The 21,144-nt window shown below is 71.3% G+C and carries 15 protein-coding genes; 10 read left to right on the top strand and 5 right to left on the bottom strand.

Annotation, left to right across the window (positions count from 1 at the left end; all coding sequences use genetic code 11):
- Window positions 1-164: 164 nt before the first annotated feature.
- The gene (locus J2N69_RS11655) at window positions 165-1,046 is read left to right on the top strand and encodes a YceI family protein (protein ID WP_230900677.1); all 882 of its coding nucleotides are present in this window, start codon (window positions 165-167) and stop codon (window positions 1,044-1,046) included.
- Window positions 1,047-1,178: 132 nt separating this feature from the next.
- Here the strand turns inward: J2N69_RS11655 and J2N69_RS11650 are convergent, their stop codons facing one another.
- Window positions 1,179-1,424, bottom strand: coding sequence for a hypothetical protein (locus J2N69_RS11650; protein ID WP_230900676.1), 246 nt, complete (start codon window positions 1,422-1,424; stop codon window positions 1,179-1,181).
- Between the two features lie 71 nt (window positions 1,425-1,495).
- Here J2N69_RS11650 and holA point away from each other — a divergent pair, with 71 nt between their 5' ends.
- Complete coding sequence (holA, locus tag J2N69_RS11645) at window positions 1,496-2,491, top strand: DNA polymerase III subunit delta (RefSeq protein WP_230900675.1); 996 nt, start codon at window positions 1,496-1,498, stop codon at window positions 2,489-2,491.
- Between the two features lie 389 nt (window positions 2,492-2,880).
- On the opposite strand, the gene rpsT is transcribed toward holA, so the two are convergent.
- Window positions 2,881-3,147 carry a 30S ribosomal protein S20 gene (gene rpsT / locus J2N69_RS11640; RefSeq protein ID WP_127912635.1) on the bottom strand — a complete coding sequence of 89 codons (267 nt, stop codon included), beginning with the start codon at window positions 3,145-3,147 and terminating at the stop codon, window positions 2,881-2,883.
- Window positions 3,148-3,364: 217 nt separating this feature from the next.
- Here rpsT and lepA point away from each other — a divergent pair, with 217 nt between their 5' ends.
- Together lepA and J2N69_RS11630 are read left to right on the top strand one after the other, a co-directional pair.
- A complete protein-coding gene (gene lepA / locus J2N69_RS11635) occupies window positions 3,365-5,236 on the top strand; it encodes a translation elongation factor 4 (RefSeq protein ID WP_230900674.1) in 1,872 nt (623 codons plus the stop codon).
- Window positions 5,237-5,529: 293 nt separating this feature from the next.
- Entirely contained in the window at window positions 5,530-7,419 is a 1,890-nt protein-coding gene (locus J2N69_RS11630; RefSeq protein ID WP_230904688.1) for an AMP-dependent synthetase/ligase, read from the top strand.
- Between the two features lie 65 nt (window positions 7,420-7,484).
- Here the strand turns inward: J2N69_RS11630 and J2N69_RS11625 are convergent, their stop codons facing one another.
- The gene (locus tag J2N69_RS11625; RefSeq protein ID WP_230904687.1) at window positions 7,485-11,528 is read right to left on the bottom strand and encodes a HAMP domain-containing protein; all 4,044 of its coding nucleotides are present in this window, start codon (window positions 11,526-11,528) and stop codon (window positions 7,485-7,487) included.
- 314 nt (window positions 11,529-11,842) lie between these two features.
- Between J2N69_RS11625 and J2N69_RS11620 the strand changes: the two genes are divergently transcribed.
- Both J2N69_RS11620 and hemW read left to right on the top strand, forming a co-directional pair.
- On the top strand, window positions 11,843-13,747 hold the full coding sequence (locus J2N69_RS11620; RefSeq protein ID WP_230900673.1) for a SpoIIE family protein phosphatase: 1,905 nt from the start codon (window positions 11,843-11,845) through the stop codon (window positions 13,745-13,747).
- A gap of 36 nt (window positions 13,748-13,783) precedes the next feature.
- On the top strand, window positions 13,784-15,016 hold the full coding sequence (gene hemW / locus J2N69_RS11615; RefSeq protein WP_230900672.1) for a radical SAM family heme chaperone HemW: 1,233 nt from the start codon (window positions 13,784-13,786) through the stop codon (window positions 15,014-15,016).
- Window positions 15,017-15,092: 76 nt separating this feature from the next.
- Here the strand turns inward: hemW and J2N69_RS11610 are convergent, their stop codons facing one another.
- Together J2N69_RS11610 and J2N69_RS11605 are read right to left on the bottom strand one after the other, a co-directional pair.
- Window positions 15,093-15,911 carry a DUF3097 domain-containing protein gene (locus J2N69_RS11610; RefSeq protein ID WP_230900671.1) on the bottom strand — a complete coding sequence of 273 codons (819 nt, stop codon included), beginning with the start codon at window positions 15,909-15,911 and terminating at the stop codon, window positions 15,093-15,095.
- A 35-nt stretch (window positions 15,912-15,946) separates the two neighbouring features.
- Window positions 15,947-16,708 carry an MBL fold metallo-hydrolase gene (locus J2N69_RS11605; RefSeq protein ID WP_408056710.1) on the bottom strand — a complete coding sequence of 254 codons (762 nt, stop codon included), beginning with the start codon at window positions 16,706-16,708 and terminating at the stop codon, window positions 15,947-15,949.
- 207 nt (window positions 16,709-16,915) lie between these two features.
- Here J2N69_RS11605 and hrcA point away from each other — a divergent pair, with 207 nt between their 5' ends.
- From hrcA to J2N69_RS11585, 4 genes are all read left to right on the top strand, one after another.
- Window positions 16,916-17,932, top strand: a complete 1,017-nt coding sequence (hrcA, locus tag J2N69_RS11600) for a heat-inducible transcriptional repressor HrcA (protein WP_127911164.1) — start codon at window positions 16,916-16,918, stop codon at window positions 17,930-17,932.
- Window positions 17,933-19,072, top strand: coding sequence for a molecular chaperone DnaJ (gene dnaJ / locus J2N69_RS11595; protein ID WP_127911165.1), 1,140 nt, complete (start codon window positions 17,933-17,935; stop codon window positions 19,070-19,072).
- A gap of 242 nt (window positions 19,073-19,314) precedes the next feature.
- Window positions 19,315-20,397 carry a nitronate monooxygenase gene (locus tag J2N69_RS11590; RefSeq protein WP_230900670.1) on the top strand — a complete coding sequence of 361 codons (1,083 nt, stop codon included), beginning with the start codon at window positions 19,315-19,317 and terminating at the stop codon, window positions 20,395-20,397.
- A complete protein-coding gene (locus tag J2N69_RS11585) occupies window positions 20,394-21,134 on the top strand; it encodes a 16S rRNA (uracil(1498)-N(3))-methyltransferase (RefSeq protein WP_230900669.1) in 741 nt (246 codons plus the stop codon). Before J2N69_RS11590 ends, J2N69_RS11585 begins: the two co-directional genes overlap by 4 nt.
- Window positions 21,135-21,144: the final 10 nt, after the last annotated feature.

The raw sequence follows: 21,144 nt of genomic DNA, 5'->3' as shown, positions 1-21,144 counted from the left end.
CGGGGCCTGCTGGCACGTCAATTCGGGCGACTCACGACACTTCCCACGCATAGGAGGTATTCCCGCGATGTATGGCCGTGTTGCATCGAATGCCGCAACGGTGGTCGAATACGCATTCGCTGTAGTTTGCAGGTGTTGTCAAGTAATGCGGGGGTGTGTCGCGCGTGTTCGGCCGTTGGCTGGGAAACCGTACGAATCGGGTGGGACGGACGGGGCCCTTGTCGGCGCTCAGGGTGCCGCCGGACGCGGGAGTGCTCAGCTGCCGGGTGCTCGACCCGGTCAACGAGCCGGTGCGGAACGCGGAGTTCGCCGTCACCGATGCCATGGGGCGCAAGGTGGTCGGGGGTGGGACGGACCCCTACGGGGCGTTCGTCACGACTGTTCCGGCCGGGGACTACCGCCTCGTGGTCTCGGCGGAAGGGTTCACTCCGTACCGGGGGAGCGCCACCGTCGGCCAGGACACCCACGCCTCGCTCGGCGATGTCACGCTCCAGGTCGCCCAGCCGCCCGCCCTGCCGGAGGCCGGCGACTGGGAGGTCGACCCTCTGCACTCGTCCATCGGCTTCACCGCGCGACACATCGGGCTGGCCCGCATCCACGGCCGGTTCAACAGCTTCGCGGGCGCCATCAGGATGGGCGAGCGCATGGAGGAGTCCGCGATGCACGTCGTCATCGACGCCGCGTCGATCGACACCGGGGTCCAGATGCGGGACGACCATCTGCGGTCCGGCGACTTCCTCGACGTGGGGCGCTTCCCGACGATGGAGTTCTACAGCGACCGTTTCGTGCACAAGGGCGGCAGCCGGTGGGCCGTCTCGGGTGGTCTGACGCTGCATGGTGTGACGCGCACGGTCACGTTGGACACCGAGTACCTCGGGGTCGGTCAGGGGCTGGAGGGCGAGACCCGCGTGGCCTGCCGCGCCACCACCGAACTGCACCGCGACGACTTCACGATCACCTGGCAGACGATGTTGGCGCGGGGCATCGCGGCCGTCGGGCACAGCATCACGATCGACCTCGACATCCAGGTCGTCCCGAAGTCCTGACCGCCGTCGCCCGCCGCACGGCTGGCCGGGGAGACCCGAACGCGCCGTGCCGGAACGCGCCGTGCCGGAAGTCGCCCTGCCGGAACTCGCCACGCCGGGACCTGGAGTGTGTTCGTCGGCGGGCGCCGTCCGTCACGGAGTCTCCAGCCAGCCCTCGTAAGAGGCGGCCAGGTCGTCGAGTGCGGTGCGGTCCAGGCGGGACTCGGGGTCCTCGACCACCACCAGCCACTGGGCGTCCTCGGCGTCGTCCTCGCCGGCCAGCGCGTCGCGGACGAGCTGGGGCTCCTCGGCGACACCGAAGCGGTCGGGCACTTCTGCGGCGACTTCCTCCGCGGCGTCGCGGTCGGGCAGCACCAAGACATGTCGTACGTCGGTCACCGATCCATTGTCCGATATCGGAAACGGCGCCCGACACCGGCTGTCAGTGGCGCGTGGGATGCTTGACCGCGATGGCCAGGAAGACAGATACCGCCGCTTCGTCAGATCCGCTCGCGCCGCTCACGCTCGCCGTGGGGCAAGAGGATCTGCTCCTCGACCGCGCCGTGCAGCAGGTGGTCGCGGCCGCCCGGGCCGCCGACGCGGACACGGATGTACGCGACCTCACCTCCGACCAGCTGCAGCCCGGCACGCTCGCCGAGCTGACCAGTCCCTCGCTCTTCGCCGAGCGCAAGGTCGTGATCGTGCGGAACGCGCAGGATCTGCCGGCGGACACCATCAAGGACGTGAAGGCGTATCTCGGAGCGCCCGCCGAGGAGATCACCCTCGTGCTGCTGCACGCGGGCGGGGCCAAGGGCAAGGGGCTGCTGGACGCGGCCCGCAAGGCGGGGGCGCGCGAGGTCGCCTGCCCCAAGATGACGAAGCCCGCCGACCGGCTGTCGTTCGTACGGAGCGAGTTCCGCACGCTCGGCCGTTCGGCGACGCCCGAGGCGTGTCAGGCCCTGGTCGACGCGATCGGCAGTGATCTGCGTGAGCTGGCCTCCGCGGTGTCCCAGTTGGTGGCGGACGTCGAGGGCACGATCGACGAGGCGGTCGTCGGGCGGTACTACACGGGACGGGCGGAGGCCTCCAGCTTCACCGTCGCCGACCGGGCCGTGGAGGGGCGGGCCGCCGAGGCGCTCGAAGCGTTGCGGTGGTCCCTGTCGACCGGTGTCGCCCCGGTCATGATCACCAGTGCGCTTGCGCAGGGTGTCCGGGCGATCGGGAAGCTGTCCTCCGCGCGGGGTGGGCGGCCGGCCGATCTTGCTCGTGAGCTGGGGATGCCGCCCTGGAAGATCGACCGGGTGCGGCAGCAGATGCGGGGGTGGACGCCGGATGGTGTGGCCGCGGCGTTGACCGCTGTTGCGGCGGCCGATGCCGGGGTCAAGGGTGGGGGGGATGATCCGGAGTACGCGTTGGAGAAGGCTGTGGTTGCTGTTGCGCGGGCGGCGCGGGCTGGGGGGCGTTGAGCTCCGCTGGGTGGGCGGTTGGTAGCTGCGGGTCGGCTGTGGCTGGTTGCGCAGTTCCCCGCGTCCCTGACGGGGCGTCTTGGGGGTGGCGGGGTGTGTTGGTCTCTGCGGGCCCGTGCGTGGCTGGTTGCGCAGTTCCCCGCGCCCCTGACAGGGCGTCTTGGGGGTGGCGAGGTGCGTTGGTCTCCGAGGCCCGTCTGTGGCTGGTCGCGCAGTTCCCCGCGCCCCTTACGGGGCCCCCGTGATACAGCGATGCCCCCGGAGTGGGTCCGGGGGCATCGTCGCAGCGTGGCGTACTGCGTGGTCTGTCCGCGAATCGAGGTAGAGGGCTCGAATTGCCTCGCGGGAGGATTGATCAGCTCCCCGGCACGCTAGCCGGGGCAAGGGGTTCAGCCCTGGAGGGACGCGGCCTTCGAAGCAAGCGCCGACTTCTTGTTGGCGGCCTGGTTCTTGTGGATGACGCCCTTCGAGACAGCCTTGTCGAGCTGACGCGTGGCCTCACGCGTGAGCTCGGCGGCCTTCTGGGTGTCACCGGCGGCAACGGCCTCGCGGGCCTTGCGGATCGCGGTCTTCAGGGAAGACTTGACCGCCTTGTTGCGCTGACGCGCCTTCTCGTTGGTCTTGATCCGCTTGATCTGGGACTTGATGTTCGCCACGAAAGAGCCTTTTCAGGTTCAGGTACTGCAGAGGTACTGCAGATGAGTGTTATGACACGCGCCTCGACGCTTGAGAGGGCTACGAGACACAGCTGTCCACGGTACCAGCCCATCTCGGAGCGGCCCAAACCGAGCGCAGTGCGCCACCCATGGGACCATGGAAGCTACGTATAGATCCGACCCGAGGCTACAGGCGCCTCAAGAGACAGGACCCTGCGTGCCCGCGACCCCTAACAATGTGCCCGAGCCGAGCCGTACCGACCCGGCTCTGATCCGCAATTTCTGCATCATCGCGCACATCGACCACGGCAAGTCCACGCTCGCCGACCGCATGCTCCAGCTCACCGGGGTGGTGGAGCAGCGGCAGATGCGTGCTCAGTACCTCGACCGCATGGACATCGAGCGCGAGCGCGGCATCACGATCAAGTCCCAGGCGGTGCGTCTGCCCTGGGCCCCGAACGAGGGCCCGGACCAGGGCAGTACCCACATCCTCAACATGATCGACACCCCGGGCCACGTCGACTTCACGTACGAAGTCTCGCGTTCGCTCGCGGCCTGTGAGGGCACGATCCTCCTGGTCGACGCGGCCCAGGGCATCGAGGCGCAGACTCTCGCCAACCTCTACCTGGCGATGGAGAACGACCTCAAGATCGTCCCCGTCCTCAACAAGATCGACCTGCCGGCCGCCCAGCCGGAGAAGTTCTCCGAGGAGCTGGCCAACCTCATCGGCTGCGACCCCGAGGACGTGCTGAAGGTCTCCGCGAAGACCGGCATGGGCGTCGAGGCGCTGCTCGACAAGGTCGTCGCCGAGATCCCGCCGCCGGTCGGCGTCGCGGACGCCCCGGCGCGCGCGATGATCTTCGACTCGGTCTACGACTCCTACCGCGGCGTCGTGACGTACGTACGAGTCGTCGACGGCCAGCTCAACAAGCGTGAGCGCATCCGGATGATGTCCACCGGGGCCACGCACGAGCTGCTTGAGATCGGTGTGTCGTCCCCCGAGATGACCCCGGCCGATGGCATCGGCGTCGGCGAGGTGGGCTACATCATCACCGGCGTGAAGGACGTCCGTCAGTCCAAGGTCGGTGACACGATCACCTCGCTGCACAAGGGCGCGACCGAGGCCCTCGGCGGGTACAAGGACCCCAAGCCGATGGTGTTCTCGGGTCTGTATCCGCTGGACGGCTCGGAGTACCCGGACCTGCGCGAGGCCCTGGACAAGCTCCAGCTCAACGACGCCGCGCTGGTGTACGAGCCGGAGACCTCGGCCGCGCTCGGCTTCGGCTTCCGCGTCGGCTTCCTCGGGCTGCTGCACCTCGACGTGATCCGGGAGCGGCTCGAGCGCGAGTTCGGGCTCGACCTGATCGCCACCGCCCCCAACGTGGTCTACCGCGTGATCATGGAGGACGGCAGCGAGCACACGGTCACCAACCCGAGCGAATTCCCCGAGGGCAAGATCGACCAGGTCTTCGAGCCGGTCGTGCGCGCCACGATCCTCGCGCCCAGCGAGTTCATCGGCTCGATCATGGAGCTGTGCCAGAACCGGCGCGGCGTCCTGCTCGGCATGGACTACCTCTCCGAGGACCGCGTCGAGATCCGCTACACCCTGCCGCTCGCGGAGATCGTCTTCGACTTCTTCGACCAGTTGAAGTCCAAGACCCGCGGCTACGCCTCGCTGGACTACGAGCCCACCGGCGAGCAGTCCGCGCAGCTCGTCAAGGTCGACATCCTGCTCCACGGCGACAAGGTCGACGCCTTCTCCGCCGTGACGCACAAGGACCAGGCGTACGCGTACGGCGTGCGGCTCGTCGCCAAGCTGCGCGAGCTGATCCCGCGGCAGGCCTTCGAGGTGCCCGTGCAGGCCGCGATCGGCTCCCGGGTGATCGCCCGCGAGACGATCCGCGCCATCCGCAAGGACGTCCTCGCCAAGTGCTACGGCGGTGACATCTCCCGTAAGCGGAAGCTGCTGGAGAAGCAGAAGGAAGGCAAGAAGCGGATGAAGATGGTCGGCTCCGTGGAGGTCCCTCAGGAGGCCTTCATCGCGGTGCTGTCCAGCGACGACAGCGGCGGCGGCAAGGCGAAGAAGTAGCCTCCGCGGCCGTCGACCGGCCGCTGCCACGCGGGCCCGGCGCACACCAGCGCCGGGCCCGCGGCGCGTTCGGCGCGTGGGCGCGTTCCGTTTGGGTGTCTGGAGGAAGTGACAGGCAGCAGCCCCTTACGCACCGGGCATCCGCGCTCTACTCTGATCACCACTCGTAGGTTACTCACAAGTTAAACAAGTAGCCGACAGGGATGTAAGAAGCAGAACAGAAGGCAGAAGCAGCCGCCAGCAAGATCGCCGCACCGTCGTGGGCCCCGGAGGATGTCGTGAGCGACACACAGATGAGCGACACACAGACCTTGATCGAGAACCGTCCGCCTTCCGTGGCGCATCTCCTCCTGGAGCGCGTGGCCGCCACGCCGGACGCCGAGGCCTACCGCTACCCCGTCCCGGCGGCCTCCGGAGAGGGCCCCGACGACTGGAAGGCGCTCAGCTGGGCGCAGGCCGCCGACCGCGTCTTCGCCATCGCCGCCGGGCTGATCGAACTCGGGCTCCAGCCGGAGGACCGGGTCGCCCTCGCCTCCTCCACGCGGGTCGAGTGGATTCTCGCCGACCTCGGCATCATGTGCGCGGGCGCGGCCACCACGACCGTCTACCCGCAGACCAACGCCGAGGAGTCCGCGTACATCGTGGCCGACTCCGACAGCCGGGTGCTGATCGCCGAGGACGCCGCGCAGCTCGCCAAGGCCCGCGCGAAGCGCGCCGAGCTGCCCGAGCTGCGGCACGTCGTCGTCATCGACGCCGAGGGCGCGTCCGCCGCCGAGGGCGACCCCGAGGGCTGGGTGCTCACGCTCGCCGAGCTGGAGGCCCGCGGCGCCGCCCACCTGGAGAAGAACCCCGCGCTCGTCAAGGACCGCGTCGCGGCGATCACCGCGGACCAGCTCGCGACGCTCATCTACACCTCCGGCACCACGGGCCGGCCCAAGGGTGTGCGGCTCCCGCACGACAACTGGTCGTACATGGCGAAGGCCATCGCGGCGACCGGCCTGCTCAGCGCCGACGACGTGCAGTACCTGTGGCTGCCGCTCGCACACGTCTTCGGCAAGGTGCTGACCTCCGGGCAGATCGAGCTGGGGCACGTCACCGCCGTCGACGGCCGCGTCGACAAGATCATCGAGAACCTGCCGGTGGTGCAGCCGACGTACATGGCCGCCGTGCCCCGCATCTTCGAGAAGGTCTACAACGGCGTCGCGGCCAAGGCCCGGGCCGGCGGCGGAGCCAAGTACAAGATCTTCCTGTGGGCCGCCGAGGTCTCCCGCGAGTACGCGAAGGTCAGCCAGGACAACTTCCGCAGGACCGGCAACGCCTCGGTGCCCTTCGGGCTGCGCGCCAAGCACAAGGTCGCCGACTCGCTCGTCTACGCCAAGCTGCGCGAGGCCTTCGGCGGGCGGCTGCGCGCCGCCGTCTCCGGCTCGGCCGCGCTCGCGCCCGACATCGGGTACTTCTTCGCGGGCGCCGGCATCCACATCCTGGAGGGGTACGGCCTGACCGAGTCCTCCGCCGCCTCCTTCGTCAACCCCGGTGAGGCCTACCGCACCGGCACCGTCGGCAAGCCGCTGCCCGGCACCGAGGTGCGCATCGCGGACGACGGCGAGATCCTGCTGCGCGGCCCCGGCATCATGGAGGGCTACCACGGCCTGCCGGAGAAGACGGCCGAGGTGCTCGAGTCGGACGGCTGGTTCCACACCGGGGACATCGGCGAGCTGTCGGTCGACGGCTATCTGCGGATCACCGACCGCAAGAAGGACCTGATCAAGACGTCCGGCGGCAAGTACATCGCGCCCGCCGAGGTCGAGGGCCAGTTCAAGGCGGTGTGTCCGTACGTCTCGAACATCCTGGTGCACGGCGCCGACAAGAACTTCTGCACCGCGCTGATCTCCCTCGACGAGCCCGCGATCCTCGCCTGGGCCGAGGAGAACGGCCTGGGCGGCAAGTCCTACGCCGAGGTCGTCGCCGCCCCCGCCACGGTCGAGCTGGTCGAGGGCTATGTGCGGCAGCTCAACGAAGGCCTCCAGCGCTGGCAGACCATCAAGAAGTTCCGTCTCCTGCCGCGCGACCTGGACGTCGAGCACGGCGAGCTGACGCCCAGCCTGAAGCTCAAGCGGCCGGTCGTCGAGCGGGAGTACAAGCACCTGATCGACGAGATGTACGCGGGCTCGCGCGAGGCGTAGCCGCCCGCCGGGCCGGGAGGCATGCCTGACGGCACCGGGTGACGCGAGGCCGTGAAGGCGCTGCCTCAATCGGTGGCCGGTGACGGGCGGGGGTGCCCGGGGCGCTCTCCCGGTGTGCCCTCGGGATCGAGGAGGGCGCAGACGACCCCGAGGAGCTGGTCCACGTCCACGGGCTTGGGCACGTAGTCGGCGGCGCCCCGGGAGATGGCCTCCTCGCGGTCCCCGGGCATGGCCTTCGCGGTGAGGGCGACGATGGGCAGGCCCTGCCAGCGGGGGTTGCGGCGGATGGCGGCCATGGTTTCGTAGCCGTCCATCTCCGGCATCATGATGTCCATCAGGACGAGGTCGACGTCGGGGTTGCGCTCCAGGGTCTCGATGCCCTCGCGGCCGTTCTCCGCGTACAGGACGGGCATGCCGACGCGGCTGAGCACGTGCGTGAGGGCGAAGACGTTGCGGACGTCGTCGTCGACGATCAGCACCTTGCGGCCGGGCAGCAAGCGGCCGGCGCGGCCTCGCTTCCACTCCTCCAGCTTGGCGGGCATCGGCCGGCTGTCGTCCGCTTCGAGGGTGGTGTGCGGCCGCAGCGCGGCGTGTTCCTGGGGCTGCGGCAGCTGCCGGCTGTGCGACGCGGCGTACGCGACGGCGGCCGCGCCGTGGCCCGGGTGCACCACGGGGACGTACAGCGAGAAGGTGGAGCCCTCGCCGGGGCGGCTCTCGGCGGTGATGCGGCCGCCGAGCAGGCCCGCGATCTCGCGGCTGATGGAGAGGCCGAGGCCGGTGCCGCCGTACTTGCGGTTGGTGGTGCCGTCCGCCTGCTGGAACGCCTCGAAGATCACCGGGAGCTGCTCGGCCGGGATGCCGATGCCGGTGTCGCTGACCGCGAAGCAGAGCAGGTCGGCGTGGTCGTGGGCCTCCCGGTCGGCCGAGGTGTCGGCGACGCGGCTGACCCGCAGCTCGACGCCGCCCGACGAGGTGAACTTGACGGCGTTCGACAGGAGGTTGCGCAGGATCTGCTGGAGGCGCTGCTCGTCCGAGAACATCTCGCGCGGCACGTCGTCGCCGACCGACACCTCGAAGGTGAGGCCCCGGTCGAGGGTGAGCGGGCGGAACGTCGCGTGGACGTATTCGAGGACCTTGGTCAGCGGCAGCCTCTTGGGGCGTACGTCCATCCGGCCGGCCTCGATCTTCGACAGGTCCAGGATGTCGTTGATGAGCTGGAGCAGGTCCGAGCCCGAGCGGTGGATCGTCGTCGCGAACTGCACCTCCTGGTCGGAGAGGTGTCCGTCCGGGTTGTCGGAGAGCAGCCGGGCCAGGATCAGCAGGGAGTTGAGCGGCGTGCGCAGTTCGTGCGACATGTTCGCGAGGAACTCCGACTTGTACTGCGAGCTGGTGGCGAGCAGGGCGGCCTTCTCCTCCAGCTGCGCGTTCGAGCGGCGCAACTCGGCCTGCTGGCGCTGGAGTTCGTCCGACCGCTCCTGGAGCTGGGTGGCCAGGCGCTGGGACTCGCCGAGCAGTGACTCCGTACGGGAGTTGGCGATGATGGTGTTGATCGCGACGCCGATGGTGTTCACGAACTGGTCGAAGAAGGCCAGGTGGACGTCGGAGAACCGCGAGAACGTCGCCAGTTCGATCACGCCGAGCAGCTTGTCCTCGAAGAGGATCGGGATGATGACGACCGTGGCGGGCGCCGCGTCGCCGAGCCCCGAATGGATCTTGATGTAGTCCGGCGGCACCTCCTCCACCAGAATGCGCTTCTTCTCCTGGGCCGCCTGGCGCACCAGGCCCTGCGCGGGCATCCCGCCCGTGTCGACGACCGAGCCCTGGGCCGCGCCGTAGCCCGCGATGAAGGCGAGGCCCTTCGCGGTGACGCGCGTGGGCGCCGGGCCGTCGGCGGTGTCCGGGTCGGCCAGGAAGAAGGCGCCGTACTGCGCGTTGACCAGCGGCGTCAGCTCGCGCAGGATCAGATCGGCGACCTCCATCAGGTCCCGGTGGCCCTGCATCAGACCGGCCAGCCGGGCGAGGTTGGACTCCAGCCAGTCCTTGGCGCGGGTGGTCTCGCGGAGGTTGGAGACCATGAGGTTGATGTTGTCCTTCAGCTCCGAGACCTCGCCGCGCGTCTCGACGGTGATGGCGCGGGTCATGTCGCCCTGCGCCACGGCCGACGCCACCTCGGCGATGGCGCGGACCTGGGTGGTGAGGTTCAGCGCCAGCTCGTTCACGTTCGTCGTCAGCCGCTTCCACGTGCCGTAGACGCCCTCGACCCGGGCCTGGCCGCCCAACTGGCCCTCGCAGCCCACCTCGCGGGCCACGCGCGTGACTTCGGAGGAGAACGACGACAGCGTGTCCACCATGGTGTTGATGGTGGTCTTCAGCTCCAGGATCTCGCCGCGCGCGGCCACGTCGATCTTCTTGGACAGGTCGCCCTGGGCGACGGCGGTCGCGACCTGCGCGATGTTGCGGACCTGCCCGGTGAGGTTGTCGGCCATGTAGTTGACGTTGTCGGTCAGGTCCTTCCAGACCCCCGACACGCCGAGCACCTGCGCGCGGCCCCCGAGCCGCCCGTCCGTGCCGACCTCGCGGGCCACGCGCGTCACCTCGTCGGCGAAGGCGCGCAACTGCTCGACCATGGTGTTGACGGTGTCCTTCAGCTCCAGGATCTCGCCGCGCGCGGACACGGTGATCTTCTTGGAGAGGTCGCCGTTGGCGACGGCGGTGGTGACCTGGGCGATGTTGCGGACCTGCGAGGTGAGGTTCGACGCCATGAAGTTGACGTTGTCGGTGAGGTCCTTCCATACGCCGGAGACGCCCCGCACCTGGGCCTGCCCGCCGAGGTTGCCTTCCGTGCCGACCTCGCGGGCGACGCGGGTGACCTCGTCGGCGAAGGCGGAGAGCTGGTCGACCATCGTGTTGATCGTCGTCTTCAGCTCCAGGATCTCGCCCTTCGCCTCCACCGTGATCTTCTTGCCGAGATCGCCCTGGGCGACGGCCGTCGAGACCAGCGCGATGTTGCGGACCTGCGACGTGAGGTTGTCCGCCATGAAGTTGACGTTGTCGGTGAGGTCCTTCCATACGCCGGAGACGCCCCGCACCTGGGCCCGTCCGCCGAGGTTGCCCTCGGTGCCGACCTCGCGGGCGACGCGGGTGACCTCGTCGGCGAAGGCGGAGAGCTGGTCGACCATCGTGTTCACGGTCGACTTCAGCTCCAGGATCTCGCCCCGGGCGTCCACGGTGATCTTCTGGCTCAGGTCGCCGTTGGCGACGGCGGTGGTGACCTGGGCGATGTTGCGGACCTGCGAGGTGAGGTTCGACGCCATGAGGTTGACGTTGTCGGTGAGGTCCTTCCACACGCCGGACACGCCCCGCGCCTGCGCCCGGCCGCCCAACTGCCCCTCCGTGCCGACCTCGCGGGCCACCCGCGTCACCTCGGCGGCGAAGGCGGACAACTGCTCGACCATGGTGTTCACGGTCAGCTTCAGTTCGAGCAGCTCACCGGTGGCCTCGACGGTCACGGTGCGCGTCAGGTCACCCCGCGCGACCGCCGTGGTCACCAGCGCGATGTCCCGGACCTGGGCCGTGAGCCGGGCGGCCATCGTGTTGACGGCCTCGGTCACGTCACGCCAACTGCCCGACAGGCCCCGCACCTTGGCGCGCCCGCCGAGCCGCCCCTCCGTGCCGACCTCGCGGGCGACCCGCGTCACCTCGCCGGTGAACAGGGACAGCTGGTCGACCATCGTGTTCACGGCGCGGCCGAGGCGCCGCAGGTCGCCCCGCAGCTCCCGGCTCCCGTCGTGCAGGTCGACGCGCTGGGTGAGGTCGCCGCCCGCCACGGCGTTGAGCACCCGGGTGGCGTTCGCGGCCGGGGCGACCAGCGAGTCCAGCAGGGAGTTGACCTCGTGGACCCGGTCCGCCCACCTGCCCTGCCCCGGGCTCGCCGTGAACCGCTCGTCCAGGCGGCCGTGGCGGATGATCTCCCGGCGTACGCGGAACAGCTCGGCGTCGAAGTGCCGTGACCGGTCGAGCATTTCGTTGAAGACGGTGTACAGCTCGGCGGTGATGCCCTCGCCGACCGGCGCGATCTTCGTGAAGTCGCCGTCCCGGGCGCCGCGCATGGCGGCGAGCAGCGGGCGCAGTTCGGCGAGGACCGCGGGCGGGAGGGACGAGAGAGGCAGGGATGGGGATGGGGATGAGGAGGGGGAATCGGCGGGTGGGAGCGCGGTGGGCGCGGCGGGCGGTGTGGGCACGGGCGGCGGCGCCGGGGCCGGAATCCGTCCGGTTCCGGGCGCCGGCGTAGCACTGTTCTCACTCATAGCGGCCCACTTCGGTGACTCGGTGCTTATGGGCGCCGCCAGTCTGTCACCCTGTCGGTGTCGCCTGAGGCGTATTCGACCGAACTGCTCAGGAGCCGCACGTGGGGTCCATTCCGATGCAAAGGGAGACCGAAGCCCGCGCCTGTGCCGAGGACCCGGGCCGACCGGGGCCCCCGGCGGTGGTGCGCACGTCCCTGCCCGGGAACCCGCTGGCGCCCGCCGCCGCGCGCAGGTTCGTGCGCGCCGCGCTCGCCGACTGGACGGAGCTGGGCGTGCCCGCGGCGGCCGGCGTCACCGACCGCCTCGCCGAGGACGCGGTGCTCCTCGTCAGCGAACTGGTGACCAACGCCGTCGTGCACGCGGGCACGGCGGTCGAACTGCTGTGCCGCCTCGACGAGGCCGGGCCCGGCGAGGACACCGACGCCCTCGTCATCGAGGTCTCCGACCACCACCCCTCCCGCGCCGTCCGCGGCGAGCAGGGCAGCCCCGCGCTCCCCGGCACCCCCGAGTACGGCCGGGGCCTGCAACTCGTCGCGAGCCTCTCCGAGTCCTGGGGCATCACCTACCGCACGGGCACCAAGACCGTCTGGGGCCGCCTCCCCGTCGACGGCGTCCCCGCCGACCAGGAGATCGAGGCGTACGACGGTGACCAGGCCCTGAAGCGCGGGCTGCGCGCCGCCGAGATCCTCGCGCCGCTGCCCAGGCGCGTCACGCACGAGACGGACTGGGTCAATCGCGGGGCGCTCAGCTTCCTCGCCGAGGCCTCCGACCTGCTGGCCGGGCAGTTCGACGAGGACCTCGTCGCCGCGCTCGCCGGACAACTGCTCGTGCCGCGGCTCGCCGACTGGTGCGCGGTCTGGCTCGACGAGGCCTCGGAGGGTCCGGCGCGCGCGACCGCGGGCGGACCGGGCGCGCGCCTCGCCCGGGTCTGGCACACCAGCGAGCAGCGGGTGGAGGAACTGCGCCGCGTCTTGGAGAAGGACCCGCCCCACCTGCCCCACGCGGCGGGCACCGGCGCCCTCCCCGTCCGCTGGCCCGGCGAGGCGCTCGCGGACGAGAGGTCCGGCACGGCACTCGCGTACCGCCTGATCGCGGGCGGCCGGACGCTCGGCACGCTGGTCATCGGCCGGGCGGGCCTGATGCGCTTCCCCGACGAGGTCACCGGCCTCGTCGAGGACTTCAGCCGCCGCGTCGCCCTCGCCGTCAGCACGGCCCGCCGCTACCAGCGCCAGGCCAACATCAGCCGCGTCCTCCAGCGCGGGCTGCTGCCCAGCAAGGTCGCGCAGATCCCCGGCGTGCAGAGCGGACTGGTGTACGAGCCGCGGGACAAGGGCGGCCCCGGCGGCGACTTCTACGACGTCTTCCAGGCCGGGGACGGGCGCTGGTGCTTCGCGCTCGGCGACGTCCAGGGCAAGGGGCCCGAGGCGGCCGTCGTCATCGGCCTCGTCCGGCCCTGGCTGCGGCTGCTCGCCCGCGAGGGCTACCAGGTCGCCGAGGTGCTCGACCGCCTCAACCAGCTGCTCCTCGACGACGCGACCGAGGCCGCCGACGCGGCGGCCGCCGTGGTCGCCGTCGCGGGCGGCCAGGGCGTACCGGCCGACGGCCCCACCTCACGCTTCCTCTCCCTCCTCTACGGCGAGCTGATCCCGCACGAGGGCGGCGTGCGCTGCACCCTCGCGTGCGCCGGGCACCCGCTGCCGCTGCTCCTGTCGCCGGACGGGCAGGTGCGGTCGGCGGCGAGCCCGCAGATGCTGCTCGGGGTCATCGACGACGAGGCGTACACGAGCGAGAGCTTCGACCTGCTGACCGGCGACACCCTCCTCTGCGTCACGGACGGCGTGACCGAGCGGCGCTCGGGGCGGCTCCAGTTCGACGACGGCGACGGCCTCGCGCAGGCCCTCGCCGGCTGTGCGGGGCTGGACGCGGCGCTCGTCGCGGAGCGGATTCGGCGGCTCGTGCACGAGTTCTCGGAGGGGCCGCCGGACGACGACCTGGCGCTGCTGGTGCTCCAGGCGCAGTAGGCGTTCGCGCTCCGGCGGTGCGGGACAATCGACGGTATGCCTTCCGCACTGCCCGATGGCGAGCCCATGCCCGAGGACGGCGCGCTGCCCGCGTCCGCCCTGGCCGGCGCGGCCTCCCGCCCCCTCGGCTTCTACCTGCACGTCCCGTACTGCGCCACGCGCTGCGGCTACTGCGACTTCAACACCTACACCGCCACCGAGCTGCGCGGCTCGGGCGGTGTGCTCGCCTCCCGCGACAACTACGCGGACACCCTGACCGACGAGGTGCGGCTCGCGCGGAAGGTCCTCGGCGACGACCCGCGGCCCGTGCGGACCGTCTTCGTCGGGGGCGGTACGCCGACGCTGCTGGCGGCGGGTGATCTCGTACGGATGCTGGCGGCCGTACGGGACGAGTTCGGTCTCGCGGACGACGCGGAGATCACGACCGAGGCGAACCCCGAGTCGGTCGACGAGGCGTACCTCGCGGAGCTGCGGGAGGGCGGGTTCAACCGCGTCTCCTTCGGCATGCAGAGCGCGAAGCAGCATGTGCTGAAGGTCCTCGACCGTACGCATACGCCGGGGCGGCCCGAGGCCTGCGTCGCCGAGGCGCGGGCGGCCGGGTTCGACCACGTGAACCTCGACCTGATCTACGGCACCCCGGGCGAGACGGACGACGACTGGCGGGCCACGCTGGACGCGGCGATCGGGGCCGGGCCCGACCACGTCAGTGCGTACGCGCTGATCGTCGAGGAGGGTACGCAGCTCGCGCGGCGCATCCGGCGCGGGGAGGTGCCGATGACGGACGACGACGTCCACGCCGACCGGTACCTCATCGCCGACGAGGTCCTCGGGCGGGCGGGCTTCTCGTGGTACGAGGTGTCCAACTGGGCCACGTCCGAGGCGGGACGCTGCCTGCACAACGAGCTGTACTGGCGCGGCGCCGACTGGTGGGGGGCCGGGCCGGGGGCGCACAGCCACGCCGGGGGCGTGCGGTGGTGGAACGTGAAGCACCCCGGGGCGTACGCGGCGGCGCTGGCGGGCGGCCGGTCGCCCGGCGCCGGGCGTGAGGTGCTCTCCGAGGAGGACCGGCGGGTGGAGCGGATCTTGCTGGAGCTACGGCTGGTGGACGGCTGCCCGCTGACGCTGCTGAAGGAGGCCGGGCTCGCCGCGGCGCGCAAGGCGCGGGACGAGGGGTTGCTGGAGGCGGCGCCGTACGCGGCGGGGCGGGCGGTGCTGACGTTGCGGGGGCGGTTGCTGGCGGACGCGGTGGTGCGGGGGCTGGTGGATTAGTGGCGCCGGGGGCTGGGGCCAGGGGTACGCGGCCGGGGGTGGGCCCGTGCCGCCCGGCTGCCCGCCAGTTCCTCCGCTACGGATGCGTCACGAAGTCGATCAGTTCTTCCACTCTGCCCAGCAGCTCCGGCTGGAGATCCTTGTAGCTGCGTACCGAGCCGAGGATGCGCTGCCACGCCGCCCCCGTGTTCTCCGGCCAGCCCAGTGCCCGGCACACGCCCGTCTTCCAGTCCTGCCCCCGCGGCACCCGGGGCCACGCCTCGATGCCCACCGAGGACGGCTTCACCGCCTCCCACACGTCGATGTAGGGGTGGCCGACGACCAGGGCGTGGTCGCCGGTGACCTCCGCCGCGATGCGGGACTCCTTGGAGCCGGGGACGAGGTGGTCCACGAGGACGCCGAGCCGCGCGTCGGGGCCGGGGGCGAACTCCGCGACGATCGCCGGGAGGTCGTCGATCCCCTCCAGGTACTCGACGACGACGCCCTCGATGCGCAGGTCGTCGCCCCAGACCCGCTCGACCAGTTCGGCGTCGTGGCGGCCCTCGACGTAGATGCGTCCCGCGCGGGCGACCCTGGCCCGCGCGCCGGGAACGGCCACCGAACCGGAGGCGGTGCGCGAGGGACGTACCGGCGCCGCGCCCGCGGCCGGGCGGACCAGCGTCACCGTCCTGCCCTCCAGGAGGAACCCCCGCGGCTCCATCGGGAAGACGCGGTGCTTGCCGAAGCGGTCCTCCAGGGTCACCGTCGGGCCCTGCGCGGTCTTCTCGCAGCGGATCACCGCCCCGCAGAAACCGGTGCTCAGCTCCTCCACCACGAGGCCGGCGTCCGCCGCCACCTCCGGGACGGGCTTCGGCTTCTTCCACGGCGGGGTGAGATCGGCGGAGTACTGGCGCATTCCGCCGACGATAGGAAGAGCGGGCGGGACCGCCGCTACGACACGCCGGAACGTGCCGCCAGTGTGGCGCGCTGCGCACGGACAAAAGCCGCATCCACCACCGCACCGTGCCCCGGCACGTACCGCGCGTCCTCGCCGCCCAGCTCCAGGAGCCGGTCCAGCGCCGCCGGCCACCGCGAGGGCACCGCGTCCGGACCGGCCTGCGGTTCGCCCGACTCCTCGACGAGGTCGCCGCAGAAGACGATCTCCCGCCCGCCGTCCGCACCGCCCCCGTCGTCCCCGCCGGGCACCAGGACCGCCAGGTCATGGCCCGAGTGGCCGGGGCCGACGTTCGCGAGGAGGACCTGGACGCCGCCGCCGAGGTCGAGCGTCCACTCCCCGCACACCAGGTGGTGGGGGTGGACCAGGAGATCGACCGCCTCCGCCGCCGCCCGCCGCTCCAGGCCGTGCCGCACCGCGTCCGCGCACAGCTCCTCGCCGCCCTTGCCGAGAACCGTGTCGATGCCCACCGCCCCGTACACCTCCACGCCCGCGAAGGCCGCGGCCCCGAGGACATGGTCGAAGTGCGGATGCGTCAACGCGAGATGCGTCACGCGACGACCGCCGCCGAGCAGCTCCCTGGCCCGCGTCCGCAGCGCCGCGCCCTCGGCCAGGCTCGCCCCGGCATCGATCATCAGGGCCGCCTCGTCACCGACGACGAGCCCCGCCGTGCAGTCCCACACCGGCAGGCGGCACCGTCCCACGCGCGGTGCGAGCCGCTCCCAGCCCGCCGCTTCCCATGCCGGCTCCACGTCCATACGGTGACGCTAACCGCTGCGGCGGCTCGTGGCATGACCAACCGGGCTCCGGGCACGCGCAACGGGGTGCGGGTCCGGCCTTGCCGGGTCCGTACCCGACGCCCGTACACTGACCCTTTGACAGGCTGGCACTCACCCGCGTTGAGTGCCAGGCAGCGGTCCACGCAGGGGATCACCGCGACGGACGACGTTTGGGAGGTGTGCGCGATGCTCAGTGAACGCAGGCTCGAAGTGCTGCGCGCCATCGTCCACGACTATGTCGGGACGGAGGAGCCGGTCGGCTCCAAGGCGCTCACCGAGCGGCACCGTCTCGGCGTCTCTCCCGCCACGGTGCGCAACGACATGGCGGCGCTGGAGGAGGAGGGGTTCATCGCCCAGCCCCACACCAGCGCGGGGCGCATCCCGACGGACAAGGGCTACCGCCTGTTCGTCGACAAGCTCGCCGGGGTCAAGCCGATGACCGCCCCCGAGCGGCGCGCCATCCAGAACTTCCTCGACGGCGCCGTCGACCTCGACGACGTCGTGGGGCGCACGGTGCGGCTGCTCGCGCAGCTCACCCGGCAGGTCGCCGTCGTGCAGTACCCCTCGCTGACGCGGTCGACCGTGCGGCACGTGGAGCTGCTCTCGCTCGCTCCCGCGCGCCTCATGCTCGTCCTGATCACCGACACCGGCCGGGTCGAGCAGCGCATGATCGACTGCCCGGCGCCCTTCGGGGAGTCGTCGCTCGCGGACCTGCGGGCGCGGCTCAACAGCAGGGTCGCGGGCCGTCGCTTCGCGGACGTCCCGCAGCTGGTGCAGGACCTGCCCGAGGCCTTCGAGGCCGAGGACCGCGGCACCGTCTCGACGGTGCTCTCCACCCTCCTCGAGACACTCGTCGAGGAGACCGAGGAGCGGCTGATGATCGGCGGCACCGCCAATCTCACCCGCTTCGGGCATGACTTTCCCCTCACGATCCGCCCCGTTCTCGAGGCCCTTGAGGAGCAGGTCGTGCTCCTCAAGTTGCTTGGCGAGGCGACGGATTCGGGCATGACCGTACGGATCGGTCACGAGAACGCCCATGAGGGCCTCAGCTCCACCTCCGTGGTCTCGGTCGGCTACGGTTCGGGCAGCGAGGCAGTCGCCAAACTAGGCGTGGTCGGACCGACCCGCATGGACTATCCGGGAACGATGGGAGCAGTACGCGCAGTGGCACGTTACGTCGGACAGATCCTGGCGGAGTCGTAAGTGGCCACGGACTACTACGCCGTACTCGGCGTGCGCCGCGACGCTTCCCAGGACGAGATCAAGAAGGCCTTCCGGAGGCTGGCGCGTGAGCTTCACCCGGATGTGAATCCGGACCCGAAGACTCAGGAGCGCTTCAAGGAGATCAACGCCGCCTACGAGGTGTTGTCGGACCCGCAGAAGAAGCAGGTCTACGACCTCGGCGGCGACCCGCTGTCCCAGGCGGGCGGCGGCGGTGGCGCGGGCGGTTTCGGGGCCGGTGGCTTCGGCAACTTCTCCGACATCATGGACGCGTTCTTCGGGACGGCGTCGCAGCGGGGGCCGCGTTCGCGTACGCGCCGCGGCCAGGACGCGATGATCCGCCTGGAGATCGACCTCGACGAGGCGGCCTTCGGGACGACCAAGGACATCCAGGTCGACACGGCCGTCGTCTGTACGACCTGCAGCGGTGAGGGTGCCGCGCCGGGGACCTCCGCGCAGACGTGTGACATGTGCCGCGGCCGCGGCGAGGTGTCGCAGGTCACGCGGTCCTTCCTCGGGCAGGTCATGACCTCGCGGCCGTGCCCGCAGTGCCAGGGCTTCGGCACGGTCGTGCCGACGCCGTGCCCCGAGTGCGCCGGTGACGGCCGCATCCGGTCGCGGCGGACGCTGACCGTGAAGATCCCCGCCGGTGTCGACAACGGCACGCGGATTCAGCTCGCGGGTGAGGGCGAGGTCGGGCCCGGTGGCGGCCCCGCCGGTGACCTGTACGTGGAGATCCACGAGTTGCCGCACGCGGTGTTCCAGCGGCGCGGCGACGACCTGCACTGCACGGTCACCATTCCGATGACCGCGGCGGCGCTCGGCACGAAGGTGCCGTTGGAGACGCTGGACGGTCTTGAGGAGATCGACATCCGGCCGGGCACGCAGTCCGGTCAGTCGGTGCCGCTGCATGGGCGTGGTGTCACGCATCTGCGGGGTGGTGGGCGTGGTGACCTCATCGTGCACGTGGAGGTTCTGACCCCGACCAAGCTCGATGCCGAGCAGGAGCGGTTGCTGAGGGAGCTGGCGCAGCTGCGGGGCGAGGAGCGGCCTACGGGGCAGTTTCAGCCGGGGCAGCAGGGGTTGTTCTCTCGGTTGAAGGATGCGTTTAACGGGCGGTAGCGCCTTGAGCGGTTGTTGCGCCCCCGGGGCGGGTCTTCCCGTGCCGGGGGCGCTCTGTTTTTGGCCGCGGGTTGTGTGTGGTTGGTCGCGCAGTTCCCGCGCCCCTGAAGGGGCGCGGGGAACTGCGCGACCAGCCCGGGACGGTCTGCAGGCGCCGGCGGGCGGTCGTGGGCACGCGAGGTGGCGTGCGCCGGTGCGGGGTGCGATTCGGTGCGGTTCAAAGAGCGTGGGACGATGCGGGTATGTCCTCCGTGCTCAGCGATCTCTGCCGCCATCCGATCGTGCAGGCCCCCATGGCGGGCGGCGCGTCCTGTCCGCAGTTGGCCGCGGCCGTCTGTGAGGCCGGCGCCCTGGGGTATCTCGCCGCCGGGTACAAGACCGCCGACGGGATGTACCAGGAGATCAAGCAGCTGCGGGGCCTGACCTCGCGGCCCTTCGGCGTCAACCTCTTCATGCCGCAGCCCGACACCGCGGACGCCGCCGCGGTCGACGTCTACCGCAGCCAGCTCGCCGGTGAGGCCACCTGGTACGAGACGCAGCTCGGCGACCCGGACAGCGGGCGCGACGACGGGTACGACGCCAAGCTCGCGATCCTGCTCGACGACCCGGTGCCGGTCGTCTCCTTCACCTTCGGGTGCCCCACGCGTGACGTGCTCGACTCCTTCGCGCGGGTCGGCACCGTCACCGTCGTCACCGTCACCACGCCCGAAGAGGCACAGGCCGCCCAGTGGGCCGGTGCCGACGCCGTGTGCGTGCAGGGCATCGAGGCGGGGGGGCACCAGGGCACCCACCGCGACAACCCCGAGGCCGACGGCGCCGGGATCGGGCTGCTCTCCCTCGTCGCGCAGGTCCGCGAGACCGTGCAGATCCCCCTGGTCGCCACGGGCGGCCTGATGCGCGGCGCGCAGATCGCCGCGGTCCTCGCGGCGGGCGCCGACGCCGCGCAGCTCGGCACGGCGTTCCTGGTCACGCCCGAGTCGGGCGCCCACGCCCTGCACAAGCAGGCCATGACCAATCCGCTCTTCCTGCGGACCGAGCTGACCCGGGCCTTCTCCGGGCGGCCCGCGCGCGGCCTCGTCAACCGCTTCATGCGCGAGCACGGCCCGTACGCCCCCGCCGCCTACCCCGAGGTGCACCACCTGACCAGCGGCCTGCGCAAGGCCGCCGCGAAGGCCGGGGACGCGCAGGGCATGGCGCTGTGGGCCGGGCAGGGCCACCGGCTCGCCCGGGAGCTGCCCGCGGGACAGCTCGTGGAGGTCCTCGCGGCCGAACTCGCCGAGGCCCAGGGCGCGTTGGCCGCCGGGAGCCAGGGCGGCGCCGCGTGACCGCCCCCGTCTTCGTCGTCGAGCAGTTCGAGGCGGAGCGCGGCGGGCCGTACGTACTCGACGGCCCCGAGGGACGCCACGCCGTCTCCGTGAAGCGGCTGCGCGCCGGGGAGGACGTCGTCCTGACCGACGGCGCCGGACGGTGGGCGCACTGCGTGGTCCTCGACACCGAGGGCAAGGACCGGCTCGTCGTACGGATGGACCCGGTGACCGAGGAGCCCGAGGAGTCGCCCCGCGTCACCGTCGTACAGGCGCTGCCGAAGGGGGACCGCGGGGAACTCGCCGTCGAGACCATGACGGAGACCGGTGTCGACGCCATCGTGCCGTGGGCCGCCGCCCGCTGCATCACGCAGTGGAAGGGCGAGCGCGGCCTGAAGGCGCTCGCCAAGTGGCGGGCGACCGCGCGCGAGGCGGGCAAGCAGTCGCGCCGGGTGCGCTTCCCCGAGGTCGCCGACGCGGCGTCCACCAAGCAGGTCGCCGCCCTCCTCGCGGGCGCCGACTTCGCGGCCGTCCTGCACGAAGAGGGCAGTGCGCCGCTGGCCACCGCCGCACTCCCGGCGAGCGGGCACATCGTGCTCGTCGTGGGACCCGAAGGGGGCGTCTCCCCGGACGAGTTGGCGGCCTTCGCCGAGGCCGGCGCGAAGCCGTACCGCCTGGGACGCAGCGTGCTGCGCACCTCGACCGCCGGCACCGCCGCCACCGCGCTGCTCCTCGGACGCACGGGCCGCTGGTCCTGACCTGACCGGA

The organism is Streptomyces huasconensis (genome assembly GCF_021028635.1).
Taxonomy (GTDB): domain Bacteria; phylum Actinomycetota; class Actinomycetes; order Streptomycetales; family Streptomycetaceae; genus Streptomyces; species Streptomyces huasconensis.
Note: the sequence above shows the minus strand (reverse complement) of the source record. Positions and strands in the feature narration are given on the sequence as shown.

Bases quoted from the DNA above. Each gene is read 5' to 3' on its own strand.
- holA (WP_230900675.1), top strand. From the start codon at position 1,496: ATGGCCAGGAAGACAGATACCGCCGCTTCGTCAGATCCGCTCGCGCCG.
- J2N69_RS11630 (WP_230904688.1), top strand. From the start codon at position 5,530: ATGAGCGACACACAGACCTTGATCGAGAACCGTCCGCCTTCCGTGGCG.
- J2N69_RS11625 (WP_230904687.1), bottom strand. From the start codon at position 11,528: ATGCGCGGCGCCCGGGACGGCGACTTCACGAAGATCGCGCCGGTCGGC.
- J2N69_RS11620 (WP_230900673.1), top strand. From the start codon at position 11,843: ATGCAAAGGGAGACCGAAGCCCGCGCCTGTGCCGAGGACCCGGGCCGA.
- hemW (WP_230900672.1), top strand. From the start codon at position 13,784: ATGCCTTCCGCACTGCCCGATGGCGAGCCCATGCCCGAGGACGGCGCG.
- J2N69_RS11610 (WP_230900671.1), bottom strand. From the start codon at position 15,911: ATGCGCCAGTACTCCGCCGATCTCACCCCGCCGTGGAAGAAGCCGAAG.
- J2N69_RS11605 (WP_408056710.1), bottom strand. From the start codon at position 16,708: ATGGACGTGGAGCCGGCATGGGAAGCGGCGGGCTGGGAGCGGCTCGCA.
- hrcA (WP_127911164.1), top strand. From the start codon at position 16,916: ATGCTCAGTGAACGCAGGCTCGAAGTGCTGCGCGCCATCGTCCACGAC.
- J2N69_RS11590 (WP_230900670.1), top strand. From the start codon at position 19,315: ATGTCCTCCGTGCTCAGCGATCTCTGCCGCCATCCGATCGTGCAGGCC.